Genomic DNA, 16,715 nt, shown 5'->3' on the forward strand with positions numbered 1-16,715 from the left:
TAAAACAGTTTGAAGAGATAAGGATTGTTATGATTTGAGACATTTTCTTAACTTGGTATGACAAAATATCAGTAAAATTTTTTTGGATAGTTTTTTGAGTTCTTCTAAAAGTTATTTTGTAAAGATATGAGTGATACTAATTTTAAGTTTTCAAATTCGGTTATTGGACTCCCATTATTTTTTGTCCTTTTTTTATGGGTCGTATATTGGCTTCAAATCCGATTTGATTTTGATTTTTATCGATACGGAATTTATCCAAGAGACTTAGTTGGTTTGCGAGGTGTCTTGTTTAGCCCATTTATTCATGAAAATTTAGATCATTTATATAATAATAGTATTCCACTGTTAATACTATTGGCTGCTATGCAGTTCTTTTATCCGAAACAGACTTTGGGTGTCATTGGATATGGAATTTTATTTTCAGGATTAATTACTTGGATTGTTGGAAGAGAAAATTTCCATATCGGTGCGAGTGGGTTGATTTATGTTTTGGTTAGCTTTATTTTTTTTAAAGGAATTCAAACTAAATATTATAGATTAGTAGCTCTTTCATTGACAGTTATTTTACTTTATGGTGGAATGATATGGTATGTTTTTCCAGATGTTGATCAATCTATTTCTTGGGAAGGACATTTGGCTGGACTTATTACAGGTTTTGTTTTGAGCTTATTCTATAAAGCGCCCGAATATGCAAAGCCAATTGTGTACGATTGGCAACGTCCCGATTTTGATCCCAACAGCGATCCCTTTATGAAGCATTTTGACGAAAATGGAAATTTTGTCGTTTTTTCGAATGAAGAAGAGGAAGATTTGGGATATTTTTTGTCTAGTCATCCAGTAAATTACATTGTGACCAAAAAAGAAGCTCCTGAAGAAGATGTCACTCAGTAATTTTCTTTAAGATAAAAAGATTAAATTTGTTAGGTAACATTCTAATTTTTGGGCATTATGAAGAAAATCAGTTTTTTAGTTTTGTTCTTGTGTTTTGTATTTAATGCAAAAAGTATTGCTCAATGTGAAATAAAAAATAGGGTACAGGCGGACGGCAGTATGATATACTTTTTTGAGCCTGCCGTATTTTATACTACGAAATCAAAATCATTAAAAATTAATATTGTTACCGACAAAGAGCATTATTTTGTTGCATTGCAGCCTACGCCATTTCCCGAGAAGAAAGTAGGGAAAAAGATAAAGGAAGATCTAGTAATGCATCTTGCCGATAACAAAACCTACACTTTGGCGCATTACGATACACAATATCGACGCAACGATTCTATAATGCAAGTTCTTTATTTGATTGATGATAAAGATCTTGATGCATTTTCTAATTACGAAGCTGTTAGTGCAGAAATCAATATGCAGGGCACTGAATTTGTTAGAAGCTATAATTTTAAGCTCCATAAAAATGCTATTGTCGAACAGCTTAAGTGTTTTTTAAAAAAAGACGAAAATTAAATTATTCTTCATCCTTTATTTCAGGATGTTTTTTGTCTTTTATTTTCTTTTGAAGGTTTCGAAGGAGATTGTTGAAAGTTACGGTAAGTGACGCAGCATTGGTTGTTTGATTTCCACTGTTTCGTGGAAGATATTCGTTGCAATAAGTTAATTCTACTTGAAAGTCATCTGAAAACAAATAACCGGCTCCAATATTGAATCGATTCCTATCAAAGAAACTTTCGCCCGTAACATTTGCTCCAGATTTAAAATAAACCTCGTCTGAAGCAATTGCATATACAACACCGCCTCTTAATATCTTACTATTGATAGGTTGTATATACTTAATTTGTTGACGATATCTAAAAACATTTTCATAATCATCATCTTTATTTTTCATATGCCGGAATTCAGTACGCATTCTTGTACTTAAAGTATATCCAGTTTTATGAAAATAGTAAATTCCTTGAAGAGCAAATCGTGTTTCGGGAGACTCAAATTGACCTATTTCGGGAACATCTCTATTGTTGAAATATGCTATAAAAGCAGAGAATTTCCATCTTGGCGAAAAGTAATAATGGCCCCAGCCTCTAATCGATCTCTGTATAGTATTTTCGAGTAAGTTTGGTGATGATTCGGTACTACTGTAAGCAGTCGCAAAATCTATTTCAGTTGCCCACTTTTTACTTAAAGTTTGGTTGAACTGAATTTCATTCCAGAACTGATTATACGTAGTACTTTGTCCGAAGCTGTTTGTAATAAATAAGATAACAAACAGACATCGGAATATTATAGCTTTTGATTTTGAATTAGATTTTGAAAGCATTAATTAAAGGTATTTAATTATTTCATTCGCATCTTAATTTCTCAATGTATTTTAGGTTCTTTGTCGAACAGCTTCATATAGGAAAGCACCGCAGGCAACAGACACATTTAAAGATCCGATTGATCCAAACATTGGCAGTTTTGCTTTTTCATCAACTATTTTTAAAACGGAAGGATTTATTCCGCGATCTTCGGACCCCATAATAATGGCTAATGGTTCTGAAAGTGATACATCATATATGGTTTGATCTGTTTTTTCGGTCGCGGCAACCGTTTTTATTCCAGAACCTTGCAGATAAAAGATAGCATCTTTGATGTGTTCAACTTTGCAAATAGGCACATTAAAAACAGCTCCAGCAGAAGTCTTAACTGTATCGCCATTTACTGGGGCAGAGCCTGCTTTTTGTATAATGATTCCGTTCACACCAGTACATTCTGCCGTTCTAATAATAGCACCAAAATTTCTAGCATCTGATATTTGATCCAAAATAAGAAAAAGGGGGCTTTTGCCTGACTCCATTGTAGATTCAACTAAATGTTCTAAATCGATAAAGCCAATAGGAGAGATGGTAGCTACAGCACCTTGGTGATTGTTTGGAGTAAGCCGATTCAGTTTTTCTACAGGGACATAAGAGAAGTTAACGTTCGCACGTTTCATTACCTTCATTAAATCTTTCATAAGCTCACTAGAAATCTCTTTCTGTATGAAAACTTTGTCCACTTCTTTTCCTGCTTGAATTGCTTCTATTATGGCTCTAATGCCAAATATTTGATGTTCTTTTTCCATTAGGCAAATATAGGTAATATGTTTATATAAAAAAACCACCCCAAATTAATGGGATGGTTTAATATTTAGACTACTTGAATTAAAATCCTAGTATTCGTCTTCGTAGAAACCAGTTCTTTTGTGACCTTCGTAAAGGATATCATATCCAGCTTTATCATAATCAAAATGAGCTCTGAATGAGATTTTGTCTACTTTGTGACCGCCTTTAGAAACACCTGCTCCTTTTTCGATTTTTCCTTCAGTAATTGTTACTTTAGAACCATCTAGTAAATTGTCAGATGTTGTAGCGCTAAATGTTCCAGTTTTAGGATCAACATTTACTTTACATTTAATCCAATACCCTTTTTTAGCATCATCGATCCACATAGTGTTATCGTTTGCTGCAGTATTATAAGTTGAGTGTAATGCATGTTCAACTACTACATGTCCCTCAGAATCAGTTAATGTAATGTACCAGTCTCCTGCCATTGATTCAACAGAAGTTCCTCCTGGATCAGTATCTCCAACTTCGTCACAAGCTACAAATGACGTTAGTACAAGCATTGCTACAAGTACGCGTGTTATATTTAATTTTAATTTTTTCATTGTAATAATTTTAAAGTTGTACTTGAGTTAATGTTGCAACAAACTTATAATTTGTTTTTGGATCGGCAGCCCAATCAGTTGTTAGTACAAGTGTTTTTGTAGCAGGATCAACAGTTAAGCCTGATATAACTGCATCTCCTCCAAAATAATCACATACTGGAATTCCAGGAAAAGTAAATGTATTAGTAGAAATATTACCTGTAATTGTTCCTCCTACAGCAGCAGAAGTTACACCAATTTTTCTTGAAATATCGTACCATCCTCCAAAAGCATCAGATACTTGGAAAGATCCATCAGCGTTTTTCCAGATATAAATGTATTTAACATTTTCTGAACTTCCTTGAGACGCAGCCATTAGTTGCCCATTTCTTGTTGTTGTCGCAATATAGACACCTTCAATACTGTTAACAAGATCTCCAGTTTTGTATACAATTACTTTTCTTGTACTATTACCTGGAAAACCATCTGCGTTTGTAGCGCTGTAAGTTTCGGTGTACTCGTCAATTTTACTGGTGTCAAGAGTCTTAGCGCCTCTGTATTTTCCAGCAAAACTTATAGTAAAAGGGATATTTTGGCCGTTTTCAGTAACAGTAGCTCCTGGCTCATTATATGTCGAACCTAGTTCAACAAATTCTGTACTATCGCCATTAAGTTCAAATACAGGGTAATTTGTAACCCTAGACACGTTTGCGCTTGAATCAGCATCGCAAGAAGTAAGTAGCAAACCACCAACTACTACTGTCATCAGTTTTATGAATATATTTTTCATTTGTTTAATTTTAATTAGTTAACATCCCACCAAACTGGATCTGTGATTTTCTTTAACGCAGGTGCATTTGGGTTTCTTGTTTTTACGTTATTAGGTAAAACAATTCTTTTTGGGAATAAATCTCCAGTCTGACTGTTTACTGAAATTGCAAATTGTCCTGGAATATATGATTCACTACTTTGAGGCACAGCAGATACTTTTGGATATCCTGTTCTGTTTTGCTCCATAAATGACTCGTATCCGTTTCCTGGGAAGCTTGCTATCCATTTTTGAGTGATAATAGCTTCAATTTGAGTTGCTACTCCAGTCGCTGGGAAAGCATATTTTCCTCCAGCAGCGGTAAAAGGTGCAGCAGTCGCAGCGCCAGTAGCACCGAAATATTTAGTAAAGTTTGCAGCAACTCCTAAATCATATTTAGCTTGAGCTCCAGTTCCGCCATAATATCTTACAAGAGCCTCCGCTTGTAAGAAGTAGCTCTCTTCTGCACTAATAAAATAGAAAGGAGTAGTTGGTTTTAATGTAACCAAAGAAAGATCAGTCGCATTGTTTAAGAAGTCTCCTTGGTTATTAGGATTTCCTGGTCCGTAGTATTGGTCTTTACGAGGATCTGCATTTTCTTGCAAATATGAATAAAGTGTTTTACTAGCTCTAAGATTATTTGTGGTATTTAATTGTCTTCTGTCTGTCTCATATAATGGATTACTTCTATCTGCAGCATCTTCAAATTGAGTCATTGCAGCATCAACATCCAAAAATTCAGCTCCTGAATTAATTAACGATGTAATGCCTGTTTGAGCTAATGTAGGATCTGCTTCTGTTAATCTAGTATATAATTTTAATAATAATGTATTACCAAATTTAGTCCATTTTGTCATGTTTCCTCCAAAAATGAAATCATCTTTACCTGGATTATCACCAACAGAAGCATCTAAATCTTTTGATAAAGCTAATTTTAAATCAGCAATCATTAAATTGTATGTTTCTTTACCTGTGTTAAATTTAGGATATAGAAAGCTTGGATTATTAGCTTCTGTATAAGGAATTGCATCGTATAAGTCTGTTAAAACTTGTGAAGCTTCAACTTCTAATATAGTAGCCATTAAGAAATATTTTGTATTTCCTTGCTCAGCTGCTTGTTGCTTTACAGTTCTAATATCATTTAGCGCATCATACATAGCAGTATATGCTAGTTGATAATCATTAGTTCCAATACTGTACTGGTCAATATCTTTGTATTGATTAGAGGTATTGTTTTGTGTCCAAAATTGAGACCAAAATCCGCCAATTAGAGCGTAGTATGATCCTTGTGCACCTGCAAGACCTGCGATTCCCGCAGGGAAAATGGTGCTATTTGCTTGCCCCGGAGGTAATAAATCCGGATCTCTATTAATGTCAAATGTTTCATCACATGACACCAATAAGAAAAGAGCTGTTATTATTGTTGCTATCTTTTTCATTTTACTATATTTTTTTTTAGAATGATAATTTTAAAACTCCACCTACTGATCTTTGTGATGGGTTAGCTCCAAATTCTCCTAAATCTGAAAGTACACCAGTTCCGTAAGTTCCTACCTCAGGATCAACATATGGATTATCGCCAGGAGTCCACATGAACAAGTTTCTTGCGTAGATTCCTAATGTGATTTTGTTTAATCCCATGTTTTTACTAAGTGCAGAAGGGAAGTCGTAGTTTAAATTTACCTCTCTTAAACGTACAAATGTTTTGTCGATTACGTGATTTTTTTCGTATCCAATGTTAGTTTGTGTATTGTAGTAGTTACTTATATTAGCAAAAGAAACTGGAGTTGTATTTTCTTTATAAGTTACAGAACCATCAGGGGCAACAACTTCATTTACAGAGTTTGGTACGATGAATGGGTTTCTATCGTTGTAAGTAGTTTCGATACCATTTCCTACGAAATGAGCCAATCTTTTCGTGTAAGAATACATTTCTCCTCCTTGTTTCCAATCTAAAGATACACCTAAATTGAAGTTTTTGTATTTGAAAGTATTTTGTAATCCCATAACGAAATCACGTTGAGAATTTCCAACGTTTTGAGCTTCTGTACTAACTACATTAATACCGTTTGTAGCACTAACAATTGGTTGGCCAGCAGCATTAGTTTTTGGAACTAGTGAATAGTATGAACCAATTGGTTGCCCTACTGTTGCTCTGTAGAATACACCATAAGCAGATGTTATATCAATGTAAGGAAGTCCACCGTTTAATTCAGTTACCTCATTCCAGTTTTTAGTGAATGTGTAAGTTAAATTCCAGCTAAAGTTTTGGTTTTTAATTGGGCTTGCAGTAATAGAAAGCTCAATACCTTTATTTTGGATAGTAGCAGCATTAATTGTTTTTTGTGTGTAACCAGTAGATGGATCTAAAGGTAAATTAACAATTAAATCAGATGTTGTTTTGTGGTATAAAGCCACGTCATAACTAATTCTGTTTTTCAAGAATGATCCTTCAGCACCAACTTCATATTCAACAGTAGTTTCTGGTTTTAAATCTGGATTTCCAAGTCTTCCGTTAGACTCGTAAAAACTAACTCCTCCAATTGGAGATGCAATAATACCAAAATTAGCTGCAGCACTTCCAGGAATATATGAGTTTGCAGTAGCATAAGGGGCAGTGTCATTTGCAATTTTAGAAGCAGCAGCTCTTAATTTTAAGAAAGTATCTCCGCTGTCGATTACAATTGCACCTAAAGATAACGATGGGTAGAAGTATGCATTGTTTCCAATTGGCAATGTAGAAGTAATATCTTCTCTACCTGTAATTGTTGCAAAATATCTGTTTTTGAAAGCAAATTCTGCAGAAGCATAAACTGCTCCAGTTTTTCTAACACTATTAGATTGAGTGATAGTTGGTCTAACAGCAGAGTTAGAAAGTTCGTAGTATCCAGGGATACCTAAGTTAGTAATCGTATTGATTAATTGATCAGACTCTCTTTTGTTGAAGTTAACACCTCCTAAAAGATTTAAAGTCCAGTCGTCACCTAAATTAGTGTTGTAGTTAAGGTTAAAGAATGTATCAAATTCAGAGAATTCAGATCTTGATTCAGTAACTCCTCCTACTGTTAAGGTTCCAGCAATATCTTGAGGGCTTCCTGGTAAATAATCTACAATAGCTCCGTAGCTTTTAAGTCTTTCACTTCTAACGTTACCTCCAACTTGCCATGTAGCTGTTAATTTATCTGTTATTTTGTAGCTTAAGTTTGCATTTCCAAAAATGTTACCACCGTAAATTTTTGTACTGTTCTCATTGATTGAGAAGTATGGATTTGTAGCGTAAGGAGTAAAGTAGTAAGAAGGAGAGTTGAAAGGATTGTTTTTGTAATCTCTCAAATCTACGATGCTTATGTCTGTAGGAATTTGTAATAAATCTTGTTGTAATGTTGAACCTTGTCCCGCAGAATCACCTTGACCAGTGTTAACAACACTCTGGTTTTTGTAGATATAGTTTATCGAAGTTCTTAAAGTAAATCTTTTACCTTTTAATCCTCCGTTGAAACCAATAGATTGTTTTTTGTAACCATCAACATCTGTAGGTACAACTCCATCACTGTTTACATTAGAAAATACTAATGAGAAATCTGATGTGTCTCCACCACCGCTTAAGTTTACAGATTGTGTAGCCATAAACCCTGTGTTATAGAAATCTCTAACATTGTCTTTTAAAGCTACATAAGGCTTGATTTGTTGACTGTTATTATAAACAGATCCCCATGGTCTAATTTCTCCGTTAAATGCTGGTCCCCAAGAACCGTTTTCATTACTGTAAGAGTTAGATCCTGAGTAGCTTACTCCATTCCAGCCTTGCCCAAATTGAGTTTGGTTATGTGGAACTCTAGCTACTTCACTTAACTCAGTAGAAGCTAACATGTCAACTTTAATTCCTGAGTTTGCTTTACCTTTTTTAGTTGTGATGATGATAACACCACCTCCTGCTCTTGATCCGTATAACGCCGAAGCAGCAGCACCTTTAAGAACAGTCATGCTTTCAATGTTGTTAGGGTCAAGGTCACTAATACCGTTTCCAGCATCATATGATCTAGTAGAAGTTCCTACTCCGTTATTTCCTGTACCGGTTGCAGTATTGTTAATTGGTGTTCCGTCAATTACATAAAGAGGGCCATTATTTCCTGTAATTGTATTCAATCCACGGATAACGACTTTAGTAGCAGCTCCTGGTTGTGATGGAGAAGTGATGTCAACCCCAGCAATTTTACCAGAAAGTGTTTCGAATGGGTTAGCATTAACTACTTGTGTAAGTGCATCTGCTTTTAAAGTTGTTGTTGCATAACCAAGAGATTTTTTCTCTCTCTTAATACCAAAGGCAGTTACAACAACACCTTCTAGTTCTTGTGCACCAGCATCTGCTAGTTTTACATTAACAGTTGCAGATGTTGCAGCTACTTCTTGAGTTTTCATTCCAATGTAGCTAAATACCAAAACTTGGCTTGGTGATACTTTGATCGAAAATTTACCATCAAAGTCAGTTTGTGTTCCCGTTTTAGTTCCTTTAACTAATACACTAACACCTGGTAAAGGCATCCCTGCATTGTCAGAAACTGTTCCAGAAACAGCTCTTTCTTGCGCAAAAGAAAGTTGCGCAACTAGTACTAGTAAAAGCACTAAGAATCCATTGAACTTTAGTTTCATTTTTAAATATTTTGAATTAGTCCGACAAAAATCTTAATAATTTGTTAATCTACCTAATTTAAAAAGCTTTTTTTTTAGTTAAATAATAAATTTAGGGTATGATTTTGTATTTTTATAGATTAAAACCTTCTTAAAATTACAAATCCGCAATTTTTAGTGTTAAATTTGAGGATAATTAAAAATTTTATCAATCGACTAAATGTTAAATTTATAGATGAAGGGTGTTTAATTGTTTTTTTTATAACTTTTCTCTTAAAAAAAAATGTTACTTGAAGTGCTAAATTTTGTTAAAATGGTCATGAATCTTTAATAGCCAGTGTTAATAGCTGTATAAAGTATTTATGTTATGATGTTGCTCATGAAAATTAAGCAAAGTTTTCTGTTAGTTAAAAGGAGTGAAAATTTAGTGTTTTTAATTATTTTAAGATTCTGCTAAGTAAGTTAAATGTAAAATTAAAGTTATTGATTTCTAAAAATAAAAAGCGGTTACAAATATTCTGTAACCGCTTTCTGTTTATCGCAATGTTGTAAATTAGTATTTATCCCAAAACAGTTTAGTTTCTACTGCATCGCCACCAATTGCAGCGCTTGCTTCTGTATAGCTGGCTTTGTTGAGAGATTGTTCGATAATTGGATAAGTATAGCGCATTGGTATGCCAGAAACGGCATCAGGTGGTGCTACTAAAACAGGAAAATCTAACCTTCTGTAAAATGACCAACCCTCAAATGCATTGTTATAAAAGGCAATCCAGCTTTGCGTTCCTATTTTTTGTTTCCATGTTCCTGTGGCGGTTGTGTATGCAACATCTGGATTTGCTAAGTATGTTGTAGCGTCAGCTTCTGTTCCTCCCCAGTCTAATATGGAAGCAGTTATTGCCGCATTATAATGCGCTTCTGCATCTGATGGTGTTCCGTATAAAGATCTTTCGGCTGCTTCTGCCAATAGAAATTCAGCTTCAGCATAGTCTAAGATTGTTCCGGGAAAGTCTGGTACTTGAATTGTTGGTGTAATGTGGGTTTTTTGTGCAAATGAATTACTTGCTCCATTTTCACCTCCAATGTATTCGATTTCTGGAGTAGATGGATCGTCCATATTATTGTCAAAATATTTTGAACGTCTTGGATCATTCAAAAGGTTCATTTTGTCTATTATAGTACTAGTTGGGACGAAGTCAGAACGGCCACTGGCGACAAGATCTACATATAACGGATTAGTATTTGGTGTGGCCGTTAGATACTTTAAATCTGCGTTATCAAGATTTGATGTGAATACAAATGGGGCGGCGCTCGATACAGTTGCTTGAGCCAATGCACTTTCGGCTGGAATATCAGAGATTGTTATACCCATTCGGAGTTTTAAGGTGTTTGCGAACTTAATCCATTTTGGTATATCTCCGCCATAGATCCGGTCGTTATCCCCGAAGCTCTTACCGCCAGTGTTTAGTTTGGCTATTGCTTTGTTTAATCGGCTAATTAAATCTTTGTAAATTGTTAAGCCATCATCATACTTTGGTGTTTTGTAGTTAAGATTTATGGCTTGTGAATATGGAATATTTCCGAATGTTTCAACTAATACTGCGTAAGTGTAAACATTTAAAACTTCTATAATTGCAAGTTTGTTTTGTTTGTCTAAAGGGTTTTCTGTTAAGCCCAGTGGGGTATTGGTAATGTTTTTTGCACTTTGATCCAAGTCTTTTAATACATCTTTGTATAAAAATTGCCAGTGTTGTTCTGGGATCGTTCTCGTAACTAAGTCATAGTTGCTTTCGTCTGTATAAACTGTTTCTGTAAAATATTGGTTAATTAATCTAATGATATTATTGTTGACATTTGTATTTGTCATTTGATCTACCAAGCTTTTTTGAGCACTTGTAAATAAAGCTTCTCCTGGCACATTAGATGGATCTTTTACGTTCACATTTAATTTTTCTATATCATCAGAGCAGGACGAGAATGTTACCGCGGTGAGTATGATTATAAATATTTTTTTCATGATTTCTTGATTTAAAATTGAATTTTAATGTTGAAACTAACATCTCTTGTAGATGGTAAGGATCCAGTTGAGTAACCTTGTAAGTTACCAGCTCCTAATCCTGATTCAGGATCTGCATCTGGTAAGTTTTTGTGTATAATCCAAAGATTTGTTCCAACGATACTAAAAGTCATTCCATTCATGAATGTGTTTTTTAATATTTTTTCCGGCAAAGAATATGTAATTGCTGCTTGTCTTAGTTTGATGTAGCTAGCATCATATACAAATGCTTCGTCAGGTAAACCTCTTCTGTAGCCTTGAGCTCCAAATCGGCTTGCCTCAATTCTAGTGGTATTTACTTTGCCATCAGGATTTACTCCAGGGTTTATAAAACCTCCGCTATCAGAACCTGAAGTTAATGGGTTTCTAATCGGGTTTCCTAATTCATTTATAAATGCAGTGTCATCTGGCAAACCAGTTGCTAAGCCATAGTAACGGTCAAGTGAAAATATTTGTCCACCTTTTTGCATATCGATTAAGAATTCAAATGAAAAGTTTTTGTAGACGAATTTGTTGTTTAAACCACCTGTATAATCCGGGTTTGCATTTCCAATAGCATTGTCAGATGTTGAAGTTTTTATATATTGACCATTGCTTGGGTCAACAATTGGTTGTCCGTTTAAGTAGGTGTATTTTGTGCCATATATTACACCGTATGGTTGTCCCACGGCTGCATTTATAGTTACGCCTCCTTGAAAAGACCCTAATTGTAGGTTGTCAATGCCTTCTAAAAGGTTTAGAACTTTGTTTCTGTTTCTGGCAAAGTTAAGATTAACCTCCCATGAAAAAGTATCTGTTTTTACAGGAGTACCATTTAATGTTATTTCGATTCCTTTATTTTCAATTTCTCCAGCATTAATTAATTCATATAGATATCCTGTAGAGGAAGTAAGTCTTAATGGGATTATCTGATCAATTGAATTGGATTTGTAGTATGAGAAATCAAATCCTAGTCTTTTTTTAAAGAAAGAAAGCTCTAAACCTGCTTCATAACTTTTTGTGCGTTCGGGTTTTAGGTTCGGATTGTTTTTGGTGTCTTTTACTGATGCCGACGCTGCTCCAAATGCTGTGTTGACTGCATAGGTGTCTAGAATTCTATCGAAACCTGGACTGTTTCCAACTTCGGCATAATTTAGTCTTACTTTTCCAAAGGATAGCCAGTCTGCTTTTACAAATTTGGAAAATACAAAACTTGAAGAAACGGAAGGGTAGTAGTAAGTGCTATTTGCTTCTGGAAGAGTTGAAGAGTGGTCTCTTCTAATTGTCCCCTCAAGAAATAAATAATCCTCATAACCAAAAGACGCGCTTCCGTAAATACCGTCTACACCTATAGCTTCATCTCTTTCAATAGGTGCTAATAAAGGGCTTGCGGTGTTTTGTAAAGAATATAATTTTGGAATAGCAAGTCCGCCGTTTGTTGCTGCGAATATCGAGTTGTAGTAGCTTCTTCTAATGTTTACTCCGACAACACCTTTTAGGTTTAATTTTTCTGTAATGTCTGTGTTGTAGTTTAACATGAAGTCATAGTTGTATTCACTGAAGCCTATGTTTTTTCTAGAATAACCTGATGATGCTGGATTTCTATTAAGGGAGCCATCGCCACCTCCGGTTCCAATACCAAAGTTAACGGGTACACTTCCAATAGCTCTTCTTTCTTCTTGTAGTTCATCATAGGTGTCAACAGAAATTCGGCCAAAAGCATCTAGCCAGCTTGCGATTTTATAGTTTAACGAGGCGTTTCCAATAAATCTACTTCTGCTATCAGATTCATAATTTTCATATCGCTGAAAATATGGGTTATCCCAAAATATTGGAGTTGGATTAGTGTAAGAATTTGGGTTCCATGAGACATTGCGCCCTGTAAGTTCATAAGCTTGTCTTAAGCTTTTTATGTCAACATTGGTTTGCCACCATTGTCTGAAATTACCAGCGATGTTGTCATTGTATCCAGTGCTGTTTCTACCAATTGTGTTTGTTTTTGTAAAGTTTCCATATCCGGCTACAGTTAATCTGTCGTTGATAAGAGTTGATGCATTCAGTGTGAAAGTATTTCTCTTTAAACTGCTGTTTGGCAATAAACCAGTTTGATCAAGGTTGTTGGCTCCTAATCTTAGATAGCCATTTTCTAAGCCTTTATCGATTGAAATAGAATTGGTAAGAGCTACTGGTTTTTGGAAAAAAGTAATAGGGCCATTTTTTGCGGCTACCCAAGGTGTAGCTTTCATGTAATTCGGAGACTCAGGATAAAATGCGTCCCATTGATAAACTAATAAATTAGGGTTAAAAGCTTGTCCGTAGGAAGCGTCTTCTGTTAATGGAGTTACATTGTCTAGAATTCCATCTCCGTTTATATCAATATGATCTAGATAGGAATCTTCGTCAGGGCCATAATAAGGTCCGTATCCAGCACCATACTGTTTTTGATATTTTATAAAGGTGCTTTTGTCAACAGAGCCAACTGTTACACCTGAATTAACAGTAATAGAGTATCCTTTTGCTTTTTTATTTCCTTTTTTTGTTGTTATAACAACAACACCGTTAGCAGCTCTTGATCCATAAAGAGCACTTGCTGCAGATCCTTTTAGAACGTTGATAGATTCAATGTCTTCAGGGTTAATGTCTGATGCGGCACTTCCGTAGTCGTAACCTGCTCCAGATTGTTCCTGGTCCCTTGTGTTTGAATTGTTGTTACTTACAGGAACTCCATCGATAACAAATAAAGCTTGATTGTTTCCTGTTAGAGAAGAGTTACCTCTAATTACAATGTTGGTAGAACCTCCAAAATTTGTTGTTCTTTTTACTTGTACACCAGAAACTTTTCCTGAAATGGCATTTACGAAGTTGTCGCTTTTAACTGCTGCTAGATTTTCTCCTTTAACTTCTTGAGTTGCATAGCCTAAAGATTTTTTCTCTCTTGATAATCCTAAAGCTGTAACAACAACTCCTTCTAGTTGTTGTGCGTCGCTTGATAATTTAGCATTGACCTTTGTTGAGCTAGCTGGAAATTCTTGAGATTTCATCCCAATGTAGCTAAAAACTAAAATTTGACTAGGTGTTGCTTTGATAGAATACTTTCCATCAAAATCGGTTTGTGTTCCAGTTTTCGTTCCCTTAACTAATACGCTCACACCCGGCAAAGGCATGCTTGCATCATCGGTAACAATACCTGAAACAGTTCTTTCTTGCGCAAAGGTTAGCTGCGCGATTAGTGCTAATAAAAGCACTAAGAATCTGTTTAGTTTTGATTTCATATTAACAAATATTTTGGATTAGTTGTGTAATATTCGTAATAAATTACTGAAATTCCTAATATTTTGTTAACGTATTTTTGTAATAAGTTAAAATTTAACATTATAACAGATTGTGAGGATACTGTTATAAAATTTTATTTCTGATTCATTTGTGCTTCCATTGGCTACTATTACTTTCAATAAACCGCTTTTTGTTAGTAGTCCTAAACCTACACCAGCGCTGATTAAATTGTTGAATTGTTTGCTATTTTTTACTGCAGTTTGATCTTGGTAAATTCCGTAATCAAGAATGGTGTGTATGTATAAATTTGAGGTAAGTAAATATCTGTATTCGGTAATAAATAAATTGGCAATATTTCCTTGCAAGCTATTTTCTGAGAAACCTCGAATTGAATTTAATCCTCCAAATCTAAAAAGTTCATTTGTTATATAATTGTCACTTTTTAGATATAGAATTTGAGGGTTGATGAAGACAAAGTTTTTTTTATTTAATTCGAAAGTGTAAGAAAGATTTAGGTTAGTGTAAAATTGATTAGTTGTTTCTGTAGTTTCGGGAGAGTTGTTTGTGCTTCTTTTTCCATAACCAAATAATAGATTTGCATACGATTTTCTTGGGAATAGATAGTTGGAGTAATTGTTTTTTTTATATTCTAAAGTGCCAGTAATATAGGAGTTTTTGAAATCACTAAGTGTGGCATTGTTTATGTTTTGGATGTCACTTGATTCTGTTGATTGGTATCCAATATATATTTTAGAATTGTAATTTAAATAATAGCCGAGATCGATTGCTGTTTTTGTGTTTTGAAATGTGCTGTCCTGCTTGAAAATATTTAACTGAGCTTTTATTCCTAGTGCGGTTTTGAAAATGTAAGGAATTTCAAGTTTTGTATTAAAGGTTGTTTGTTTGTTGCCGTCACTTTTCCAATATAGAGAAAACTGTTCGCCTGCATGGAGCGTATTTATTAATGAAATATCTAAATATCCATTAAGTCGTATTTTTTTACTATCATCATTTGAAAAACCTATGTAGCCGTCAAAAGTATTGGCTTTCCTTTTTTCTATATAAACATAGATTTTAGTTGAGTCGTTTGTGAATAAAATTTCTGGATATTTTAACTGATTTACAAATTCATAATTGTTGATGTCTTGATAAAGCTCTTTTGTAATTTCTTGATTAAAGGTTTTGTTTAAATATTTTTTACGAAGTTGTTTTAGATGGCTATCTGGAAAAAAGTTCCTCTCATTTTGATTTCCATAATTTAGAATAATTGAATTTACACTACGTTTTTTTTCGGTTTTAAAGCTTAAATCGGCATAAAGGATGGTGTCTTTTTTCTGAATATTTTCGAGTTTAATCTTACTCAGTGCAAAACCAGATTTCTCAGCCTCTAGTATTTTCTGATTTAAGTAGTTTTCTACTTCAGTATATGGAATTATTAGACTGTCATTTTTTATTTTTTCAGTTTTGAAAAGAGGATTGTTTGTTCCTATATATATATGTATGTATTTTGTTTTTTTATTTAATAATATAGTGGCTGTATAGGAACTGTCGTTTATTTTGTCGGTTTTTAGTATTTTGCTGTTGATGTATCCAATTTTAGAAAGCTTTTCGGTAGTGTTTTTTGTTTCATTTAGTAGTGACTTTAGATTTGGATGTAGGTGATTGTAGTTTAATGAATCGATGATTTTGTCCTCGGTATTGTTGGTTCCATTTATTTTTAGGTAAAAATTTTGGCCATAACCAGAAATGCTTAAAAATAGAAAAAGAAATATTTGTATTAAGTGTTTCAAGGGCAGCTGTTTCATTTATTAAAAATATTGCAAATATCTATTGTTTGTTTGTAAAATCATAAGGCTAAATAATCTTATTGAAAATTAATGGTTTAACGTTTGTATAGTGAAAAATATTTTATACATTTGCAACCCCGTAAAAAGCGGGAATTTAATAAACATAATAATTTTTAGTATTAATTATGCCAACAATTCAACAATTAGTAAGAACAGGAAGAACTCAGATCACTAAGAAGAGTAAATCGGTTGCTTTAGATTCTTGTCCTCAAAGAAGAGGGGTTTGTACGCGTGTTTACACTACTACACCAAAAAAACCAAACTCTGCAATGCGTAAAGTTGCGCGTGTACGTTTGACAAATGGTAATGAGGTGAATGCTTACATCCCTGGAGAAGGACATAATCTACAAGAGCACTCGATAGTATTAGTGCGAGGTGGAAGGGTAAAAGATTTACCAGGTGTTAGATATCATATCGTTCGTGGAGCTCTTGATACGTCAGGTGTTGCAGGAAGAACGCAAAGAAGATCTAAGTACGGTGCTAAACGCCCAAAAGAAGCAAAAAAGTAATTTAAAA

The 16,715-nt window shown here is 34.2% G+C and carries 12 protein-coding genes; 3 read left to right on the forward strand and 9 right to left on the reverse strand.

Translation table 11 applies throughout. The features are described from left to right. The first annotated feature begins 126 nt into the window (after positions 1-126). Positions 127-891, forward strand: coding sequence for a rhomboid family intramembrane serine protease (locus LPB248_RS14160; RefSeq protein ID WP_177212014.1), 765 nt, complete (start codon positions 127-129; stop codon positions 889-891). 57 nt (positions 892-948) lie between these two features. Next, a complete protein-coding gene (locus LPB248_RS14165) occupies positions 949-1,455 on the forward strand; it encodes a hypothetical protein (RefSeq protein ID WP_177212015.1) in 507 nt (168 codons plus the stop codon). A 1-nt stretch (position 1,456) separates the two neighbouring features. On the opposite strand, the gene LPB248_RS14170 is transcribed toward LPB248_RS14165, so the two are convergent. The 9 genes from LPB248_RS14170 to LPB248_RS14210 all read right to left on the reverse strand — a co-directional run bounded on the left by LPB248_RS14170 (position 1,457) and on the right by LPB248_RS14210 (position 16,157). After that, positions 1,457-2,260: a DUF2490 domain-containing protein gene (locus LPB248_RS14170; RefSeq protein WP_177212016.1), complete on the reverse strand. Its 804-nt coding sequence runs from the start codon at positions 2,258-2,260 to the stop codon at positions 1,457-1,459. 51 nt (positions 2,261-2,311) lie between these two features. Then, positions 2,312-3,046, reverse strand: coding sequence for a 23S rRNA (guanosine(2251)-2'-O)-methyltransferase RlmB (gene rlmB / locus LPB248_RS14175; RefSeq protein WP_177212017.1), 735 nt, complete (start codon positions 3,044-3,046; stop codon positions 2,312-2,314). A gap of 87 nt (positions 3,047-3,133) precedes the next feature. Then, positions 3,134-3,631 carry a lipid-binding protein gene (locus LPB248_RS14180; RefSeq protein WP_177212018.1) on the reverse strand — a complete coding sequence of 166 codons (498 nt, stop codon included), beginning with the start codon at positions 3,629-3,631 and terminating at the stop codon, positions 3,134-3,136. A 10-nt stretch (positions 3,632-3,641) separates the two neighbouring features. Beyond that, complete coding sequence (locus LPB248_RS14185) at positions 3,642-4,400, reverse strand: immunoglobulin-like domain-containing protein (RefSeq protein ID WP_177212019.1); 759 nt, start codon at positions 4,398-4,400, stop codon at positions 3,642-3,644. A 14-nt stretch (positions 4,401-4,414) separates the two neighbouring features. Continuing rightward, positions 4,415-5,857 (reverse strand): SusD/RagB family nutrient-binding outer membrane lipoprotein, encoded by a 1,443-nt coding sequence (locus LPB248_RS14190; RefSeq protein ID WP_177212020.1) that lies wholly within the window; start codon positions 5,855-5,857, stop codon positions 4,415-4,417. 16 nt (positions 5,858-5,873) lie between these two features. Beyond that, a complete protein-coding gene (locus LPB248_RS14195; protein WP_177212021.1) occupies positions 5,874-9,068 on the reverse strand; it encodes a SusC/RagA family TonB-linked outer membrane protein in 3,195 nt (1,064 codons plus the stop codon). A 532-nt stretch (positions 9,069-9,600) separates the two neighbouring features. Further along, positions 9,601-11,061, reverse strand: a complete 1,461-nt coding sequence (locus LPB248_RS14200; RefSeq protein ID WP_177212022.1) for a SusD/RagB family nutrient-binding outer membrane lipoprotein — start codon at positions 11,059-11,061, stop codon at positions 9,601-9,603. 11 nt (positions 11,062-11,072) lie between these two features. Next, positions 11,073-14,351, reverse strand: a complete 3,279-nt coding sequence (locus LPB248_RS14205) for a SusC/RagA family TonB-linked outer membrane protein (RefSeq protein ID WP_177212023.1) — start codon at positions 14,349-14,351, stop codon at positions 11,073-11,075. 87 nt (positions 14,352-14,438) lie between these two features. Next, on the reverse strand, positions 14,439-16,157 hold the full coding sequence (locus LPB248_RS14210) for a hypothetical protein (protein ID WP_177212024.1): 1,719 nt from the start codon (positions 16,155-16,157) through the stop codon (positions 14,439-14,441). A 167-nt stretch (positions 16,158-16,324) separates the two neighbouring features. Here LPB248_RS14210 and rpsL point away from each other — a divergent pair, with 167 nt between their 5' ends. Next, entirely contained in the window at positions 16,325-16,708 is a 384-nt protein-coding gene (rpsL, locus tag LPB248_RS14215) for a 30S ribosomal protein S12 (protein WP_007136570.1), read from the forward strand. The last annotated feature ends 7 nt before the right edge of the window (positions 16,709-16,715 follow it).

Source organism: Flavobacterium sp. LPB0248, from assembly GCF_013388355.1.
Taxonomy (GTDB): Bacteria; Bacteroidota; Bacteroidia; order Flavobacteriales; family Flavobacteriaceae; genus Flavobacterium.